We start from the raw sequence: 16,448 nt of genomic DNA, 5'->3' as shown, positions 1-16,448 counted from the left end.
ATGAAAAAATTAAGCTTAAATAATTTATTTACCATCGCGGTTTTAGCGCTATTAGCAAACAGCACTTTTGCGCAAAAAAAATTATCAGAGCAGCTTACTTTAACTGCCATGGAAACCTTGTTTCAGGATACCATGGTACTAAAAGATGCTAAAGGGCCAAAATGGAGCTACGATATGGGCGTGGTTTTGGAAGGCGCAGCACAGATATGGCGCAACACCGGTAATGGTGATTACTTTAAGTACATTCAAAGCTCGATGGATGCCTATGTTGATAAGGCGGGAGCGATAAGAACGTACAAGGCTGAAGATTTTAATATCGACAATGTTAAGAACGGACGTTCTTTATTATTGCTCTATAAAGTTACCGGACAACAGAAATATTTAACTGCGGCAACAACATTATACAATCAGCTTCAAAACCAGCCACGAACAAAAGAAGGCGGCTTCTGGCATAAGAAAATCTATCCAAACCAGATGTGGCTGGATGGCTTGTACATGGCCGAACCGTTTTATGCGGAATATGCTGCACTCATGAAAAAAGACGCTTCATTTGATGACATTGCGAACCAGTTTATCCTGATGGAAAAAAATTCGCGAGATGCGAAAACAGGTTTACTTTATCACGGGTATGATGAAAGCAGACTAGAAAAGTGGGCTGATAAAACAAGCGGAAAATCTCCTAATTTTTGGGGCAGGGCAATGGGTTGGTATATAATGGCTCTGGTTGATGTGCTCGACAATTTTCCAAAGACTCACCCAAAATATAAAGAATTGGTTGCCATTTTAAACCGTACAGCTACCGCGGCGTTAAAGTATCAGGATGCAAAATCCGGTGTTTGGTACGACATTTTAGACATGCCCGCCAGAAAAGGCAACTACCTTGAATCCTCTGCATCGAGCATGTTTGTTTATGGCTTTGCGAAAGGAGTTCGCAAAGGCTATTTGCCACAGTCCTTCTCCACCGCAGCGAGTAAGGGATATGCGGGTTTGAAAAAAGAGTTTATAGAATCTGCAGGCGCTGATAGGGTAAACCTAACGAAAACAGTATCAGTTTCGGGCCTGGGCGGTAAACCGAAATATCGCGATGGCAGCTTCGAGTATTACATAAGCGAAAAAGTGATTACAAACGACCCAAAAGGTGTTGGAGCATTTATCTGTGCTGCGAGCGAAATGGAAATCGCCGCACTACCTAAACCCGGCAAAGGTTACACCGTAACGGTAGATAATTTTTTCAATAACGAATACATGACCGGGCCAACAGGCGAGAAAATTCCATTTCATTACCTGTGGAACGAGGACGACAACAACGGATTCTCACTTTTTGGTAAGGTATTTAATGATGCCGGTGTTAAAACTGCAACCCTTGCATCTGCACCAACAACTGCGAATTTAAAGGGATCAAATATTTATATTATTGTTGATCCGGATACTGAAAAGGAGACTGCAAAACCGAACTATATGGATGCTGCCCATGCAAAGCAAATTAGCGAATGGGTAAAAGCGGGGGGTGTTTTAGTGCTTTTGCTGAATGACGTTGGCAACTGTGAAATCGCAAAATTTAATGTGCTGCCTGAAACTTTTGGCATTCATTTTAACGAAGACAGCCGCAATAAAGTTCAGGGCTCAAACTTCGAACAGGGCGCTGTTAACATTCCTTCGGGCAATGGAATTTTTAAAACGGCCAGGAAAGTATACATCAAAGAGATTTCCACAATCGTAGCCAAAACGCCGGCAGTTTCTGCGCTTACAGATAAAGGCGATGTAATTATCGCGACAGCAAAATACGGAAAAGGAACTGTTTTCGCAATAGGCGACCCTTGGTTTTACAATGAGTACATCGACGGCAGAAAATTACCAAAAGACCTCGAAAACTTCAAAGCCACTAACGATTTGGTGAACTGGTTAGTTAAACAAGTACCGGCAACAAAGAAATAGAATGAAGAACTTAAAGCTTTTCTTGTGCGTGGCGTGCCACATGTTGCTGATGTCTTGCCGAGCGCAATTACCTGCTGATTCTACCGCCGATAAAATGCTGGTTTACCAGTTAAACAATGGTGGCTGGCCTAAACAGCTGGAAGATAAAAGCGTGGTAAATTACGATTCGCCTTTAACGCCAGAACTTAAAGAGAAGATAAAAAATACAACTGTATTACACGCCACTTTTGATAATAAAGCAACCAGTAGAGAAGTGGTTTACCTGGTAAAAGCGTACAAAAAAACACAAAATAAAAATTATCTGAAGGCTGCCGAAAAAGGCTTGGATTTTATTCTGGAGGCACAATATGCGAATGGCGGCTGGCCACAATATTATCCAGATAAAGCACTTTATCGCTCTGAAATTACCTACAACGATGATGCAATGATTAACGTTTTAAACATTTTGCAAGACATTGTAACACAGAGTAACGATTTTGAAAATGTAAACCCTGCTTACATCGAAAAGGCTAAAAATGCGGTAAGTAAGGGGCTGAGTTGCATCTTAAAAACGCAGGTGAAGCAAAATGGAAACCCAACCATTTGGGCGGCCCAGTATGACAAAGACACCATGTTACCTGCAAAAGCAAGAGCCTTTGAACCAGCATCTTTGAGTACCAGCGAATCGGTAAGCATTGTACGTTTTTTAATGCGATTCAAAAACCCGTCAACGGAAATTAAAAATTCTATTACCAGCGCTTTAAAATGGTTTACGGAATATAAAATTGTTGGGTATCGTTTCGATAGAGAAAAAACAGGCTCGGGCTTAATTGCGGATAATGGTGCGGTAGTTTGGGCACGTTTTTATGATCTAAATAAAAACATACCAATTTTCGGCGACCGCGATAACACAGTAAAGTTGAAACTCGAAGAATTGAGCCCTGAACGCAGAAATGGCTACGGCTGGTACGGCAACTGGGCACAAAAATTAATAGAAAAAGACTATCCGAAGTGGTTGGCATCCAACGGAATGAAATAGGTTTAACTCGCCATCGGCGAAATCTTAAGAACATGATTTTAAGCAAAGAAAATTTAAAAAACATCAACGGGAAAAATGTAAATATTCCTTCGGCAGAACTTTTAGAATTGCCAGAAAAAGTAATTCAGTTTGGTACAGGCGTTTTACTTCGGGGTTTACCAGATTATTTCATCGATAAAGCCAATAGAAAAGGCATTTTCAACGGTCGTGTTTTGGTGGTAAAATCAACTTCAAGAGGTGGCGCAGATGCCTTTTCTAAACAAGATAACCTTTACACCCTTTGCGTAAAAGGAATAGAAGATGGCGCAAACGTAGAAGAAAACACAATTAACTCTTCAATAAGCCGCGTTTTATCTGCTTCGCAGGATTGGGACGAAATTTTAAAGGCAGCGCACAACCCGGAGATGAAGGTGGTAATTTCAAATACCACAGAAGTTGGTATTGTTATGAGCGAAGACAAAATAACTGACGCACCACCTCAATCCTATCCTGGTAAATTACTTGCTTTTTTACATGAAAGATATCAGGCTTTTAATGGTTCTGAAGAAAGCGGAATGGTTATCGTGCCAACAGAGTTGATTAGTGACAATGCCGATAAATTAAAAGAAATTTTGTTAAAGCTTTCTGTACAAAACAAACTAAGCTGGGATTTCGAGCAGTGGCTAAAAACCGCAAATCATTTCTGTAAAACCCTGGTAGATAGAATTGTTCCGGGAAAGCTTCCTGCTGATGAACAGAAAAAAATAGAATCTGACTTGGGCTATACAGATGAATTAATGATCATGGCCGAACCTTTCAGGCTATGGGCAATTGAATCTGCTAACCCGAAAGTTAAAAATATTTTGTCTTTTGAGCAGGCTGATAAAGGAATCTTCATCGTGCCTTCCATAAATAAATTTAAAGAACTTAAACTTCGTCTACTTAATGGAACGCATACTTTAAGTTGCGGTTTGGCAATTTTATCGGGGTTTAATACGGTAAAAGAGGCCATGGCGAACGACGTTTTTGCCACCTATGTTTCTAACTTAATGCGCCAGGAGATTGCCCATTCGTTAGAAAACGACGACATCACTTATCAGGATGCTGTTGAGTTTGCCTCTAGCGTGATAGATCGTTTCAGTAATCCCTTCCTCGAGCACCAGTGGCAGGCTATAACATTAAATTTCACCTCGAAAATGCAAATGCGTAATATGCCTTTAATCAGGAAATATTATAGTCAGAAAAATGAGGTACCACCACTTATTGCATTAGGTTTGGCAGCATACATCATCTTTATGAATACCACAAAAGATGGTGAAGAATACGTTGCCAATGTAAGCGGAAAAACCTATCCCGTTCAGGATGAATTTGCAGAGATTTTGTACAATTACTGGCAAAACCCGGAAACTGCAATCGATAATATTTTAGGAGACCGACGTTTATGGGATAAGAACTTGAACAACTATCCCGGCTTTAACCAAGCAATAAAAAATTACGTTGATTTATTACAAAATACAGGTGCAATCGAAACATTGAGTAACTTGCATTTAGAAAGAACAATTTAAAAATGGTAACAAGAATTTTAAAAATTCATCCTAATGATAACGTTTTGGTTGCCCTGCAAGATTTAGCAAAGGGCGAAACGGTGATTTACGATGGACACGAATATACCTTGCAGGATGACATTCACGCAAAGCATAAGTTTTTTATGCAGGATATGAATCCTGGCGACCCGATTATGATGTATGGTGTTTTGGTTGGAAAAGCGCAGCACTTCATCTTAAAGGGTGGCTTAATGGACACTGAAAATACTAAACATGCATCAGATCCCTTTGAGTTTCGCCCATATCACTACGAATGGCATGCTCCAGATGTTTCAAAGTTTGAGGGCCGTACTTTCAATGGCTACCACCGCAGCGATGGCCGCGTAGGAACAGCTAATTACTGGTTATTTATCCCAACTGTTTTTTGCGAAAACCGCAATCTTGATGTAATTCGGGAGGCTTTACACAACGAATTGGGTTACGCCGTTACCGATAAATACAAATCTTACACGCATCAGTTAGTTGATGCTTACAAGAACGGCGAAAGCTTACAGGAAGCCGATCCCGGTTCTCTTGGCCTGCCAAACCCTGCTGCAAACCGCGTTTTCAAAAATGTTGACGGCATAAAGTTTCTGAATCACCAGGGCGGTTGCGGTGGCACACGCCAGGATGCGGCTGTATTAAGTAAACTGCTGGCCGCTTATGCCGATCATCCAAATGTTGCCGGCGTTACGGTTTTAAGCTTAGGTTGCCAGAATTTACAGGTTCAGGATTTTGTGAATGACTTGAAACAGCGCAGCCCGAACTTCGATAAACCATTATTCATTTTCGAACAGCAGCAATCGCAAAGCGAAGAACAATTGGTTAAGGAAGCGATAAGAAAAACTTTTATCGGTTTAACCGAAATTAATGAGATTGAGCGCCAGCCTGCGCCACTTAGCAAACTAGTTTTAGGTGTTAAATGTGGTGGTAGTGATGGCTTTAGTGGCATCAGTGCAAATCCGGCTGTTGGTTACACTTCCGATTTACTGGTTGCCCTCGGCGGAACGGTTTTACTTGCCGAATTCCCGGAACTTTGTGGAGCGGAGCAACAGCTAATCGACAGAACCAAAGATGAAACGGCGGCTCGTAAGTTTATTCAACTCATGACCGCTTATAATCAGGCTGCAGAAAATGTCGGCTCTGGTTTTTTCATGAATCCATCGCCGGGAAACATAAAAGATGGCTTGATTACCGATGCGATTAAAAGTACCGGTGCGGCAAAAAAAGGTGGTACATCGCCGGTTGAAGACGTTTTGGACTATACAGAACCGGCAACTAAACCCGGCCTGAACCTGGTTTGTACACCAGGAAACGATGTTGAAGCAACAACCGGGAAAGCAGCATCAGGAGCAACTTTAATCTTATTTACTACCGGTTTAGGTACGCCCACCGGCAATCCGGTTTGCCCAACAATAAAGGTATCAACAAATAATGCGCTTACAAAACGTATGGGCGACATTATCGATATCAACTGCGGACCGGTTATCGAAGGCTTAAAAACGATTGAACAAATGGGTGAAGATATTCTTGAATATTGCATTAAAGCTGCGAGCGGAGAAGTAATTCCGAAAGCAGTACTGCTAAATCAAGATGACTTTATTCCATGGAAACGTGGTGTAAGTTTATAGCCGTTTCGTTATTAAATATGATGAAACAAATGGTTAATAAATAAAATAATATTTAACAGAGCAAAAAGATAATTGGTTGAAATTACGGCGCAATATCTTGAATAACATTCCTTTAAATGAAACCTTTTTTAGACGAGAACTTCCTTCTGGAAACTAAAACAGCGCAAAAGCTTTACCATAACTTTGCAAAGTCGATGCCGATTATTGATTACCATAATCATCTGATTCCTGAACAAATTGCAAACAACGTTCAGTTTTCAAACATCAGTCAGGTTTGGTTATACGGCGACCATTACAAATGGAGGGCAATGCGGGCAAACGGTGTCGACGAGAAATTTATTACCGGAATTGGTTCTGATTATGAAAAATTTGAAAAGTGGGCTGAAACGGTTCCTTACACCTTACGCAACCCCTTATATCATTGGACACATTTAGAGTTACAAAGATATTTCGGAATCACCGATTTGCTTTCCGGTAAAACGGCGCAAAAAATTTATGATGAGTGTTCTTCAAAATTGCAAACTGCAGAATATTCGGTTCGTGGGCTGTTGGCAAAAATGAACGTTGAGGCGGTTTGTACGACCGATGATCCGCTGGATAGCTTAAACTTCCATCAACAACTTGCAAGGGAAGGTGCAAACCTTAAAATGTTGCCTGCTTTCCGCCCTGATAAAGCAATGAACAGCGACGACCTTGAAGGTTTAAATGAATACATTGATAAACTGGAAACCGTTGCCGATAAAACGATCACAGGTTTTCAGGATTATCTTGATGCACTGAAAAGCCGGCACGATTACTTTGCCGAAAACGGATGTTCAGTATCTGACCATGGTTTGGAACAAATCTATGCAGAAGATTATACAGATGCTGAAATTACCTCAATCTTTGAGAAAATTCGTAGTAAAAAAGGTATTTCTTACGAGGAGAACTTAAAGTTTAAATCGGCAATGTTAATCTATTTTGCCGAGTGGGACCACGAAAAAGGCTGGGTACAACAATATCATTTGGGTGCGTTACGCAATAACAACGCCCGCATGCTAAGGCAATTAGGCCCCGATACAGGCTGGGATTCTATTGGCGATTTCAGTCAGGCAAGAATGCTTTCTAAGTTTTTGAACAGGTTGGACAATCAGGATAAACTTGCGAAAACAATTATCTACAATTTAAATCCGGCAGATAATGAATTAATTGCAACCATGATTGGAAATTTCAACGATGGTTCCATCGCAGGGAAAGTTCAGTTTGGTTCTGCCTGGTGGTTTTTGGATCAAAAAGATGGCATGATAAAACAACTGAACGCATTATCGAATATGGGACTTTTGAGCCGACTTGTTGGCATGCTTACCGATTCGAGAAGTTTTCTTTCATTTCCGCGACATGAGTATTTCAGAAGAATAGTTTGTAACCTTTTTGGCGAAGATGTTGAGCGGGGCGAATTACCAAACGACTTAGAGTGGATTGGCAAAATAGTGCAGGATATTTCGTATTTTAACGCAAAAAATTACTTTAAATTCTAGCTGAAAACAGGCTTTTCAGCTTAAAAAAGAGGATTCAATTCATTTCAATCGTTTTCCTTAATATTTTGGGAAAGCGAAAAAAACATTAAAAACCGGCCGGGTAATCACAATAAATGAGCAACCAAATATCATCTTCATTAAAAAAAGGAAAAAAAGTTTTAAGCTTCGGAGAAATTCTTTTGCGTATTTGTCCGGATATGGATGGCCATTGGTTAAAAGAAAATAAGTTGCCATTTTATGTTGGCGGTGCCGAGTTAAATGTTGCTACAGCTTTAGCGCTGTGGAACGTTCCTTCTGCATATTTATCGTCCATGCCGCAAAATTCGGTTACCGAAGAAATTGCCGACTACCTGAATAAAAAAAATGTAGATACTAAACCCATGGTTTATGGTGGCGAACGTTTGGGGCTATACTATTTGCCGAAAGGAAAAGATTTAAAAAACGCCGGTGTAATTTACGATAGGGCAAATTCATCATTCGCCAGTTTAAAAGTTGGCCAGATAAACTGGGATGAGTTATTTGAAGGTGTAAGCTGGTTTCATTTCAGCGCCATTTGTCCTGCAATTAACCAGGCGGTTGCTGATGTTTGTTTGGAAGCATTAAAAGTTGCGAGCGCAAAAAACATTACAATTTCCCTGGATTTAAATTATCGGGCAAAGCTTTGGAAATATGGTAAAGAGCCGAATGAAATTTTGCCTGAACTCGCCAAATATTGTACGCTGATTATGGGCAACGTATGGGCAGCTAACAAAATGTTAGGAACCGAACTACACGACGATTTAAAACCTGCTGAAGGTTATGAAAAGGAAACGTTACTGCAACAGGCAGAAGATACATCCAAAGAAATATTAAGTTTGTTTAGCGCCTGCAAAGCTGTTGCAAATACATTCAGGTTCGACAATGGCAAGGGCATCAGATATTATACGGCGCTTTACACAAATGAGCAATTAACAGTTTCACCAGAATATGTATCTGATGAGATTTTAGATAAAGTTGGAAGCGGAGATTGTTTTATGGCCGGTTTAATTTATGGCTTTTACAACGATTTAAGTGAGGCAGATACCTTGAACTTTGCAACCGCAGCCGCTTACGACAAACTGTATATTCCAAGTGATGCAACAACAAGCACAGTTGCCGATATAGAAAATAGAATAATAAGATGATAACCAATAAGCATAAAATTTTAGACGCGATTTTGGAACAGGGCATGTTGCCTCTTTTCTATCAGGATAGCGAAGCAGGCAGTGTCGAAATCCTTCGTACGTTGTATAAGGCCGGCATTCGTGTTTTCGAATACACAAACAGAGGAAAATCTGCTTTGCCCAATTTTAAAAAGCTGAAAGAAATTCGCGATGCGGAAATGCCAGATTTATACTTGGGTATTGGCACGATAAAAACGCCTGCAGATGCAAATGCATTTATTGAAGCCGGAACAGATTTTATCGTTGCGCCAATTGTAAATCCTGCTGTAGCAGAAATTGCCAATAAAATTGGTATGCTATGGATTCCAGGCTGTATGACGCCAACAGAAATTAGTGTTGCCCAGGAACATAAAGCGATGCTGATTAAAATATTTCCGGCAAATATTTTAGGTCCCGAATTTATTTCTTCTATCAAAGATTTGTTTGCCGGACAACTTTTTATGCCGACCGGTGGTGTAGAAATAAATGCTGATAACCTTAAAACCTGGTTTAAAGCGGGCGTTTGTGCGGTTGGAATGGGTAGCAAACTCATCAGCAAAGATGTTATGGCAAAAGGCCTTTACGATGAACTGCACGAGAATACAAAACTGGCGCTTGAGTTAATTCAGCAGAATAAGTAAAAGAAAAACACCTAACCAAATGAACCAACCAAAGATAGGCAAATACAGATGGACAATATGTTTACTGCTGTTTCTTGCTACCACAATTAATTACCTGGACAGACAAGTTCTTTCATTAACCTGGACAGATTTTATCAAACCTGAATTCCACTGGGATAATAACGACTACGGAAATATTACAGCCTTATTTTCTATTTTCTACGCAATATCTATGCTTTTCGCAGGTAGACTTGTAGATAAGCTGGATACAAAAAAAGGTTTCCTTTGGGCAATTGGGGTGTGGTCTGTTGGTGCTTGTTTACATGCATTTTGCGGCATTGCCACATCTGGTGTAATCTCTGGCCACTGGCTTGTTAGTTTCGAAGGCGCTAAAGAAATAATTGCAGGAATAAATGATACCGGAATGGTTGTTTCGGTAAGTGTTACCTTATTCATCTTTGCACGTTTTGTTTTAGCCGTTGGCGAGGCAGGGAATTTCCCGGCAGCCATAAAAGCAACTGCAGAATATTTCCCGAAAAAAGATAGGGCATTTGCCACCAGTATTTTCAACGCCGGCGCAACCGTTGGTGCACTGGCGGCACCCATTACAATTCCATTTATAGCAAAAGCGTATGGCTGGGAAATGTCTTTCATAATTATTGGTGCATTAGGTTTTGTTTGGATGGGCCTTTGGGTATTCGTTTACAACAAGCCCGAGTTACACAAACGAGTTAGCGCCGAAGAGTTAGCTTACATTCAGCAAGATGTAATTAATGACAGAAAACTTGTTGACTATGTAGAAGAAACGAAAGAAAAAGTATCATTTATCGATTGCTTTAAATACAAACAAACCTGGGCTTTTGCTTTCGGTAAATTTATGACCGATGGTGTTTGGTGGTTTTTTTTATTTTGGACACCAGCTTACCTAAAATCAGTTTATGGGATGGATTCTACCCAAAGTGCATTCCCACTGTTTGTGCTTTACATGATTACTTTGTTATCCATTATAGGCGGCTGGCTACCAACATATTTTGTTGAAAAGAGAGGCATGAACCCTTATGAGGGCCGGATGCGGGCAATGCTTATTTTTGCTTTTTTCCCGCTGTTGGCTTTAGCGGCTCAACCCCTCGGCCACATAACATATTGGATTCCTGTGATTATCATCGGCATTGCAGGCGCAGCACACCAGGCCTGGTCGGCAAATATATTTTCAACGGTTGGCGATATGTTTCCTAAAAAGGCAATTGCCACCATTACCGGAATAGGCGGTATGGCGGGCGGCTTAGGCTCTTTCATCATCAACAAAGGTTCGGGATTATTATTTGATTATACCGGTAAAAACAAAATAGTTTTCATGGGTTTCAAAGGCGAAGAGGCGGGCTATTTTATCATCTTTTCTATATGTGCCGTTTGCTATCTGATTGGGTGGAGCGTAATGAAAACACTTGTACCCAAATATAAAGTTATCGAACTAAAATAATTACCCAAACGGAACACAAAGGTTCCGTTTAAGAAGCAACTAAAATCTATACTTAAACTATAGATTAAATAATTATAAACCCTAAAAACAAACCAAATTGAGCACAACTTTAAATCTCGAAAATATTTTCGTTGATGAAAGCCAGATTCCGGATGAATTCAGGCTCAAGGAAGAAATTAATCAAAAAGAATTTCTTTCTAACGGCGAAATGAAAACCTGGAGTGGTCCTTTTAATGAAGTATTTTCTCCGGTATGCGTTAAAACCGCTGATGGATTGAAACGAAAACGCATTGGGAGTTTTCCGGTGTGCACCGAAAAAGAATCTACTGAAGCGCTGGATGCAGCCGTTGAAGCTTATGATAATGGCCGCGGACAATGGCCGACCATGAGTGTGGCCGACCGCATTAGCTGTGTGGAGAATTTTACGCATAAAATGATAGCGCAAAAAGATATTGTTGCTAAATTAATTATGTGGGAAATAGGTAAGTCTTATACCGATTCCATCAAAGAATTTGATCGTACAGTTGAATACATTTATGCAACAATTGATGCTTTGAAAGACATCGACAGGCAATCATCACGATTCGAAATTGAGCAGGGAATTGTTGCGCAGGTTCGCCGTTCTCCGCTTGGCGTGGTACTTTGCATGGGCCCTTTCAACTATCCATTAAACGAAACATTTACAACGTTAATTCCGGCTTTGATAATGGGCAACACGCTCCTTTTCAAACCACCTAAACACGGCACTTTATTGCATTATCCGCTTTTAGAGGCATTTCGTTCGAGCTTTCCAAAAGGGGTTGTAAATACGATTTACGGCCGCGGAAACATCATTGTGCCAGGTTTAATGAAATCGGGAAAAATTAATGTGCTAACGTTAATAGGTTCGAGTAAAGTTGCTAATGAGCTTAAAAAGTTGCACCCGAAAGTAAATCGCCTGCGAGCCATTTTGGGTTTAGACGCCAAAAATGCAGCCATTATAACTAAAGACGCAGACTTAGATTTAGCAGTTTCTGAAACGGTTTTAGGCTCGCTTTCTTTCAACGGACAACGTTGTACCGCGATTAAGATCGTCTACGTTCACCGTAGTTTGGCGCAGGAATTTTTGAAACGCTTGTCGGCAGAAGTGGAAAAATTGAAATTTGGTATGCCCTGGGAAAAAGGTGTGGCTTTAACGCCGCTACCTGAACTAAATAAACCCGAATATCTGAAAGAATGCATTGACGATGCAATTGCTCACGGGGCTAAGGTGGTGAATAAAAACGGAGGCGAAACGCTTGAAACATTTGTTTATCCAGCAATTATGTACCCGGTAAATGCCAATATGAAATTATATCGTGAAGAGCAATTCGGCCCTGTTATTCCGGTTGTTCCATTTGATGACCTCGAAGAGCCTATTGAGTACCTGATTGGTTCGCCACACGGCCAGCAGGTTAGTATTTTTAGTAACAACGCTGCAGTGATATCATCGCTAATTGATCCCTTGGTTAATCAGGTTAGTCGCGTTAATATTAATTGCCAATGCCAGCGTGGCCCGGATGTTTTTCCATTTACAGGCAGAAAAGATAGTGCAGAAGGCACACTCTCGGTTGTTGATGCATTGCGTTCATTCTCCATACGTTCGCTCGTTGCTACCAAGCTTACCGATAACAACAAAAAGTTATTAAATGAAATTGTTGGCGACAATGATTCGAATTTTTTAAGTACAAAGTATATTTTTTAGCAGAATTTATAGGCATTTCGACTAATATAACCAAATGGAGAAATCTTTGAATTGTTAAATCAAATTCAGAGGTTTCTCCAAAAGGTCGAAATGATGTAATGGGAAATTTATTTGAGTTTTTTTGCCAAATTCAAATGTTGTTCTGTAATTCCTTGCACCACCAAAGCGGCAATTTGTTTTGCCCCATACGGACTCAAATGTGTATCATCTTTTTTCCCGGCAGGATAATTTACATGACCAGAATCAACATAGTTGAATAGTTTTATTGAACCCAAATCACCGAGATTAGTCAGTAATCGCTCCGTTTTAATCAGCATATCAATTAAAGGAACCTTTAAAGAATCGGCAAGTTTCCGGGTAACACCAGGATAACCGCCGTGAGTATCTGCTAAAACTCCCTGTTTAAAACTTCTCCTCGCAATTGGCGTAAGCAGTACCGGGATTGCCTTTTTGCTCCTTGCTTCCTGAACATAGTTGACAAGGTTGGCCTTAAATTCTTGTAGGGATGTGCCAGTTCCAGGTTTATCAATCTTTTCATCGTTATGCCCGAATTCTATCAAGACATAGTCGCCGGGAACGAGCTTTTCCAAAACCGCCTCCCATTGTTTTTCAGCTTTGAACGATTTCGTGCTCCTTCCGTTCAATGCCCGGTTATCAACTACAACATCAGCTTTAAAAAACGATTGTAATTCCATACCCCAACCTGTTTCCGGGTAGGCTTTGGGTTGTTTATTTGCTGCAGTAGAATCGCCAATGATGAACAGGGTAGTTTTTCGCTGGATGAAACTGAATGCACCCAAAACGACCATTACCGCCACAGCAGCAATATTGAATATCACTTTTTTCATTTTAATTTTTTTGGGTTCCAATTATCAGTTCCTGCTAAAATATTTTGAATTGTGTAAAGTTTCGCTTCTTTACCGGTTAGCTGTTTAGCCCAAAAAACCCGATTTTTTGCATCAGCACCTAGGCCGGTATTTTTATATTCTGCGTAGAAAGCAGTTTTTTCTTTATCAGGAAACATCGCATCACCTTTCCATGGATTCCAGCCTTCAGCAACAATGTGGTTGCCCAAATTTGAAGCAATGAAAACAGTTTTTGCAAAAGGCCTCCATGGTCTACCTAAAAAAACCTTATCAATCCCTTCGGCAGCGATAAGCCTACAACTAATAAAAACTAGTCCAAACTTTTGATTTGACGAAGTAGCCGCAGCCGTGATGTAAGAATTAGCTAAGCTCTTAATGGTACAATTTTCAAAAAGCGCCGTTGCCTTTCCAAAGATAAAGTCGGTAGTACCTTCGATAAAACAGTTGGCATAAAACTGGCGACTGTTCTCGCCAGCCGCAAATAACGTGTCCTGATTACCTAAAAAGTTGCAGTTATTAGCCACAAATCTATCACCCTCAATATGGAGTGCAACGGCCTGGCCAACCCGTCCGGAAACATTTGCAATGGTCAAATTTTCTAAAAAAATATCGTTTGCCTGCACCAAAAATGTGTAAGAGGTATAGGTTGAAAACTTGTTCAATCCGAAAGCATCCTTACCTGAAGAAATCAATTTTCCTGAATAATCATCAAAGGTAATAATCGTGCTTTCTTTGCTTTCGCCGATTAAATGGATTTTTGTTTTCCATGAAGGGATGATTACCTTCTCTTTATAGGTGCCTTTTTTTACAAAAATCTTGATCTCTTTCTCTCCCAAATCACGAATCGAGTTTATTGCTTCCTGTATGGTTTTATAATCGCCATTACCATTTTTATCTACGGTAATCTCAGCCGGATACAGCCGGTTTTGAGCGTTGGAGCGAATGCTTAAACCGCTGATAAAGATCAAGATGAAACTTAGGTTCCAGATAAATAATCGTTTGTTGATAATGGGCATAGCGGAGATTTGTGAAGCAATTTATTAAATTATTAAATGCAAAAGGGCGATAATTACATCGCCCTCTAATTTTTTGTTCTGTTAACTTACCGACTAATAACCGTACAATTGTCCGCCCAATTTAGGGTTTGCATCAATAACCGACTGAGGTAAAGGAAGCAATTCGCTTTTATTCGGAGTAAAGGCAACTGCATAGTAGGCCAGTAATGTTGTATTAATTGTAGTTGCGTTCCAGGCCACGCTTGCCGAGCCAGCCGGCGCTGCAGGCGAGGGTGCATAAAATGAATTTAACCAAACAACAGTAGGTTGATTTGGGGTGTAATACATGGTTGCTGGCAAATTGTTGTAAGGTGCAGCTTTGGCAACCATTAAAGCCAAATTCGCCTTGGTTTCTGCAATTTTAGTCGAAAGTAAATTCCATCTAATCAAGTCGTATTTTCTAATTCCTTCGCCGCCGAATTCGAATTGACGTTCTTTAACAATTGCGTTAAAGAAACCCAGGTAATCTGAAGGTGTTGTACCTATTAAAGCAGCGTTGCCGCCAAACCCGCGTGTTCTTACCTGTTCAAACGCAGATTTAGCAACTGCAGACGGCCCCGAATTCAATTCATTATCTGCTTCAGCAAACATCAGCAACACATCAGCGTAGCGGATAACCGGCCAGTTAACACCGAAATACTGTGATGCGCTGGTTGTAACCGATGGAACTTGCCAGTCTCTTCTAAATTTACCATCGAGCATGGTTACTAAACTACGCGGACGTAAAGTCATATCCAGGTTGATATCGTAAGGTGCACAAGTTACGTCGCGTCTTCTGTCGTTTGCATCAAAAGCGTAGAAATATGTCGGGAGAATTGTTAGCGCAGCATTACCTACGGCAGTGGTACCCGGCGTTGGCACGGTGAATTGTCGTGGGCCGTTATAATAGCCTAATTTACTATCTCCAACACCAGAGCTTCCGCCCGTCATACCCACTTCCCATAAAACTTCCCCGTTAGCTTCAAATTTATGTGCATTAACACCATCTTTAAAAACCGATTGAAAACTTGGGTTAAGTTTATGATCAGGTCTTGCCATAATAATTGCACATTCATCTCTCGCGATTTGATAGAATGTTTTGTAATCGGCATTACGTTTCATGGTTTTATCCTGTCTTAAAGAATATCCGCCACGAAAAAGTGCATATCTGGCACGCAAAGCTCTGATGGCGCCCTGGCTCATCCTGTCGCTTGTAACCGAAGATTCTGTGCGCCAAGGTACCAGCGGCGCCGCGATTGCTAAATCTCTAATAATTCGGTTGTAAATTGTATCTCTGTCTGTTCTTGCGTTGTAAGGGTCTGAAACATTAATTGATGAAGTAAACTGAGCAGGAACATCGCCCCAGTTTCTTACCACTTCGAAATAAAATTGTGCCCTTAAAGCTAACGCTTCGCCATACAATCTCTTTAATTCTTTCTGGTCTGATGCGCTACCGTTAGTATATGCATCCATTTTCGGAATGTTATCGATGCAGATATTAGCCCTTTCGATGCCTACGTACAACTGATTAAATGGCCCGGCAAGTTGAGTATTTGCAGGTTGCACGTTATAGTGCGCAATGTCCCTTCTTTCATTATCAGGATACGGCGTTCCGCCTTGCCCCATCATTTCATCACTATCGTAAGGGTAATACATACTTAAACGAATTCCATAGCCCTGGTCGCCACCAAGTGATGAGTAAACACCTAAAAGTGCTTTTTGTGCATTGGTAACGTTGCTAAAAACATAGTCGTTACCGAATGATGAAATAGGTTCTACTTCTAAAAATTTCTTGCAGGAAGATATCGTGAAGATGGTTGCGGTGATAAAAAGTCCGCTTATAATAAGTTTTAAATTAGTTTTCATTGTTGCTCTAATTAG

Annotated in this window: 12 protein-coding genes; 9 read left to right on the top strand and 3 right to left on the bottom strand. The window is 40.6% G+C overall.

What is annotated here, in order from left to right; translation table 11 throughout:
• The 9 genes from AC0IWT_RS17510 to AC0IWT_RS17470 all read left to right on the top strand — a co-directional run bounded on the left by AC0IWT_RS17510 (window position 1) and on the right by AC0IWT_RS17470 (window position 12,667).
• Complete coding sequence (locus AC0IWT_RS17510; protein WP_471798135.1) at window positions 1-1,935, top strand: glycoside hydrolase family 88 protein; 1,935 nt, start codon at window positions 1-3, stop codon at window positions 1,933-1,935.
• Between the two features lies 1 nt (window position 1,936).
• Window positions 1,937-2,953 (top strand): pectate lyase, encoded by a 1,017-nt coding sequence (pelA, locus tag AC0IWT_RS17505; RefSeq protein WP_471798134.1) that lies wholly within the window; start codon window positions 1,937-1,939, stop codon window positions 2,951-2,953.
• A gap of 32 nt (window positions 2,954-2,985) precedes the next feature.
• Window positions 2,986-4,497 (top strand): tagaturonate reductase, encoded by a 1,512-nt coding sequence (locus AC0IWT_RS17500; protein WP_471798133.1) that lies wholly within the window; start codon window positions 2,986-2,988, stop codon window positions 4,495-4,497.
• Window positions 4,498-4,499: 2 nt separating this feature from the next.
• Entirely contained in the window at window positions 4,500-6,146 is a 1,647-nt protein-coding gene (locus AC0IWT_RS17495) for a UxaA family hydrolase (RefSeq protein ID WP_471798132.1), read from the top strand.
• Between the two features lie 116 nt (window positions 6,147-6,262).
• A complete protein-coding gene (uxaC, locus tag AC0IWT_RS17490; RefSeq protein ID WP_471798131.1) occupies window positions 6,263-7,663 on the top strand; it encodes a glucuronate isomerase in 1,401 nt (466 codons plus the stop codon).
• Between the two features lie 113 nt (window positions 7,664-7,776).
• The gene (locus AC0IWT_RS17485; RefSeq protein ID WP_471798130.1) at window positions 7,777-8,826 is read left to right on the top strand and encodes a PfkB family carbohydrate kinase; all 1,050 of its coding nucleotides are present in this window, start codon (window positions 7,777-7,779) and stop codon (window positions 8,824-8,826) included.
• Window positions 8,823-9,485: a bifunctional 4-hydroxy-2-oxoglutarate aldolase/2-dehydro-3-deoxy-phosphogluconate aldolase gene (locus AC0IWT_RS17480; RefSeq protein ID WP_200940375.1), complete on the top strand. Its 663-nt coding sequence runs from the start codon at window positions 8,823-8,825 to the stop codon at window positions 9,483-9,485. Before AC0IWT_RS17485 ends, AC0IWT_RS17480 begins: the two co-directional genes overlap by 4 nt.
• Before the next feature lie 19 nt (window positions 9,486-9,504).
• Window positions 9,505-10,944 carry an MFS transporter gene (locus tag AC0IWT_RS17475; protein ID WP_471798129.1) on the top strand — a complete coding sequence of 480 codons (1,440 nt, stop codon included), beginning with the start codon at window positions 9,505-9,507 and terminating at the stop codon, window positions 10,942-10,944.
• 97 nt (window positions 10,945-11,041) lie between these two features.
• Window positions 11,042-12,667 (top strand): NADP-dependent glyceraldehyde-3-phosphate dehydrogenase, encoded by a 1,626-nt coding sequence (locus AC0IWT_RS17470; protein WP_471798128.1) that lies wholly within the window; start codon window positions 11,042-11,044, stop codon window positions 12,665-12,667.
• A 107-nt stretch (window positions 12,668-12,774) separates the two neighbouring features.
• On the opposite strand, the gene AC0IWT_RS17465 is transcribed toward AC0IWT_RS17470, so the two are convergent.
• The 3 genes from AC0IWT_RS17465 to AC0IWT_RS17455 all read right to left on the bottom strand — a co-directional run bounded on the left by AC0IWT_RS17465 (window position 12,775) and on the right by AC0IWT_RS17455 (window position 16,433).
• Window positions 12,775-13,515 (bottom strand): rhamnogalacturonan acetylesterase, encoded by a 741-nt coding sequence (locus AC0IWT_RS17465; RefSeq protein WP_471798127.1) that lies wholly within the window; start codon window positions 13,513-13,515, stop codon window positions 12,775-12,777.
• On the bottom strand, window positions 13,512-14,549 hold the full coding sequence (locus tag AC0IWT_RS17460; RefSeq protein ID WP_471798126.1) for a pectinesterase family protein: 1,038 nt from the start codon (window positions 14,547-14,549) through the stop codon (window positions 13,512-13,514). Before AC0IWT_RS17460 ends, AC0IWT_RS17465 begins: the two co-directional genes overlap by 4 nt.
• 93 nt (window positions 14,550-14,642) lie before the next feature.
• Window positions 14,643-16,433 (bottom strand): RagB/SusD family nutrient uptake outer membrane protein, encoded by a 1,791-nt coding sequence (locus tag AC0IWT_RS17455; RefSeq protein ID WP_056872720.1) that lies wholly within the window; start codon window positions 16,431-16,433, stop codon window positions 14,643-14,645.
• Between the last annotated feature and the right edge of the window lie 15 nt (window positions 16,434-16,448).

The organism is Pedobacter sp. AC464, assembly GCF_979253075.1.
This window is presented reverse-complemented; position numbering and strand designations above follow the sequence as displayed.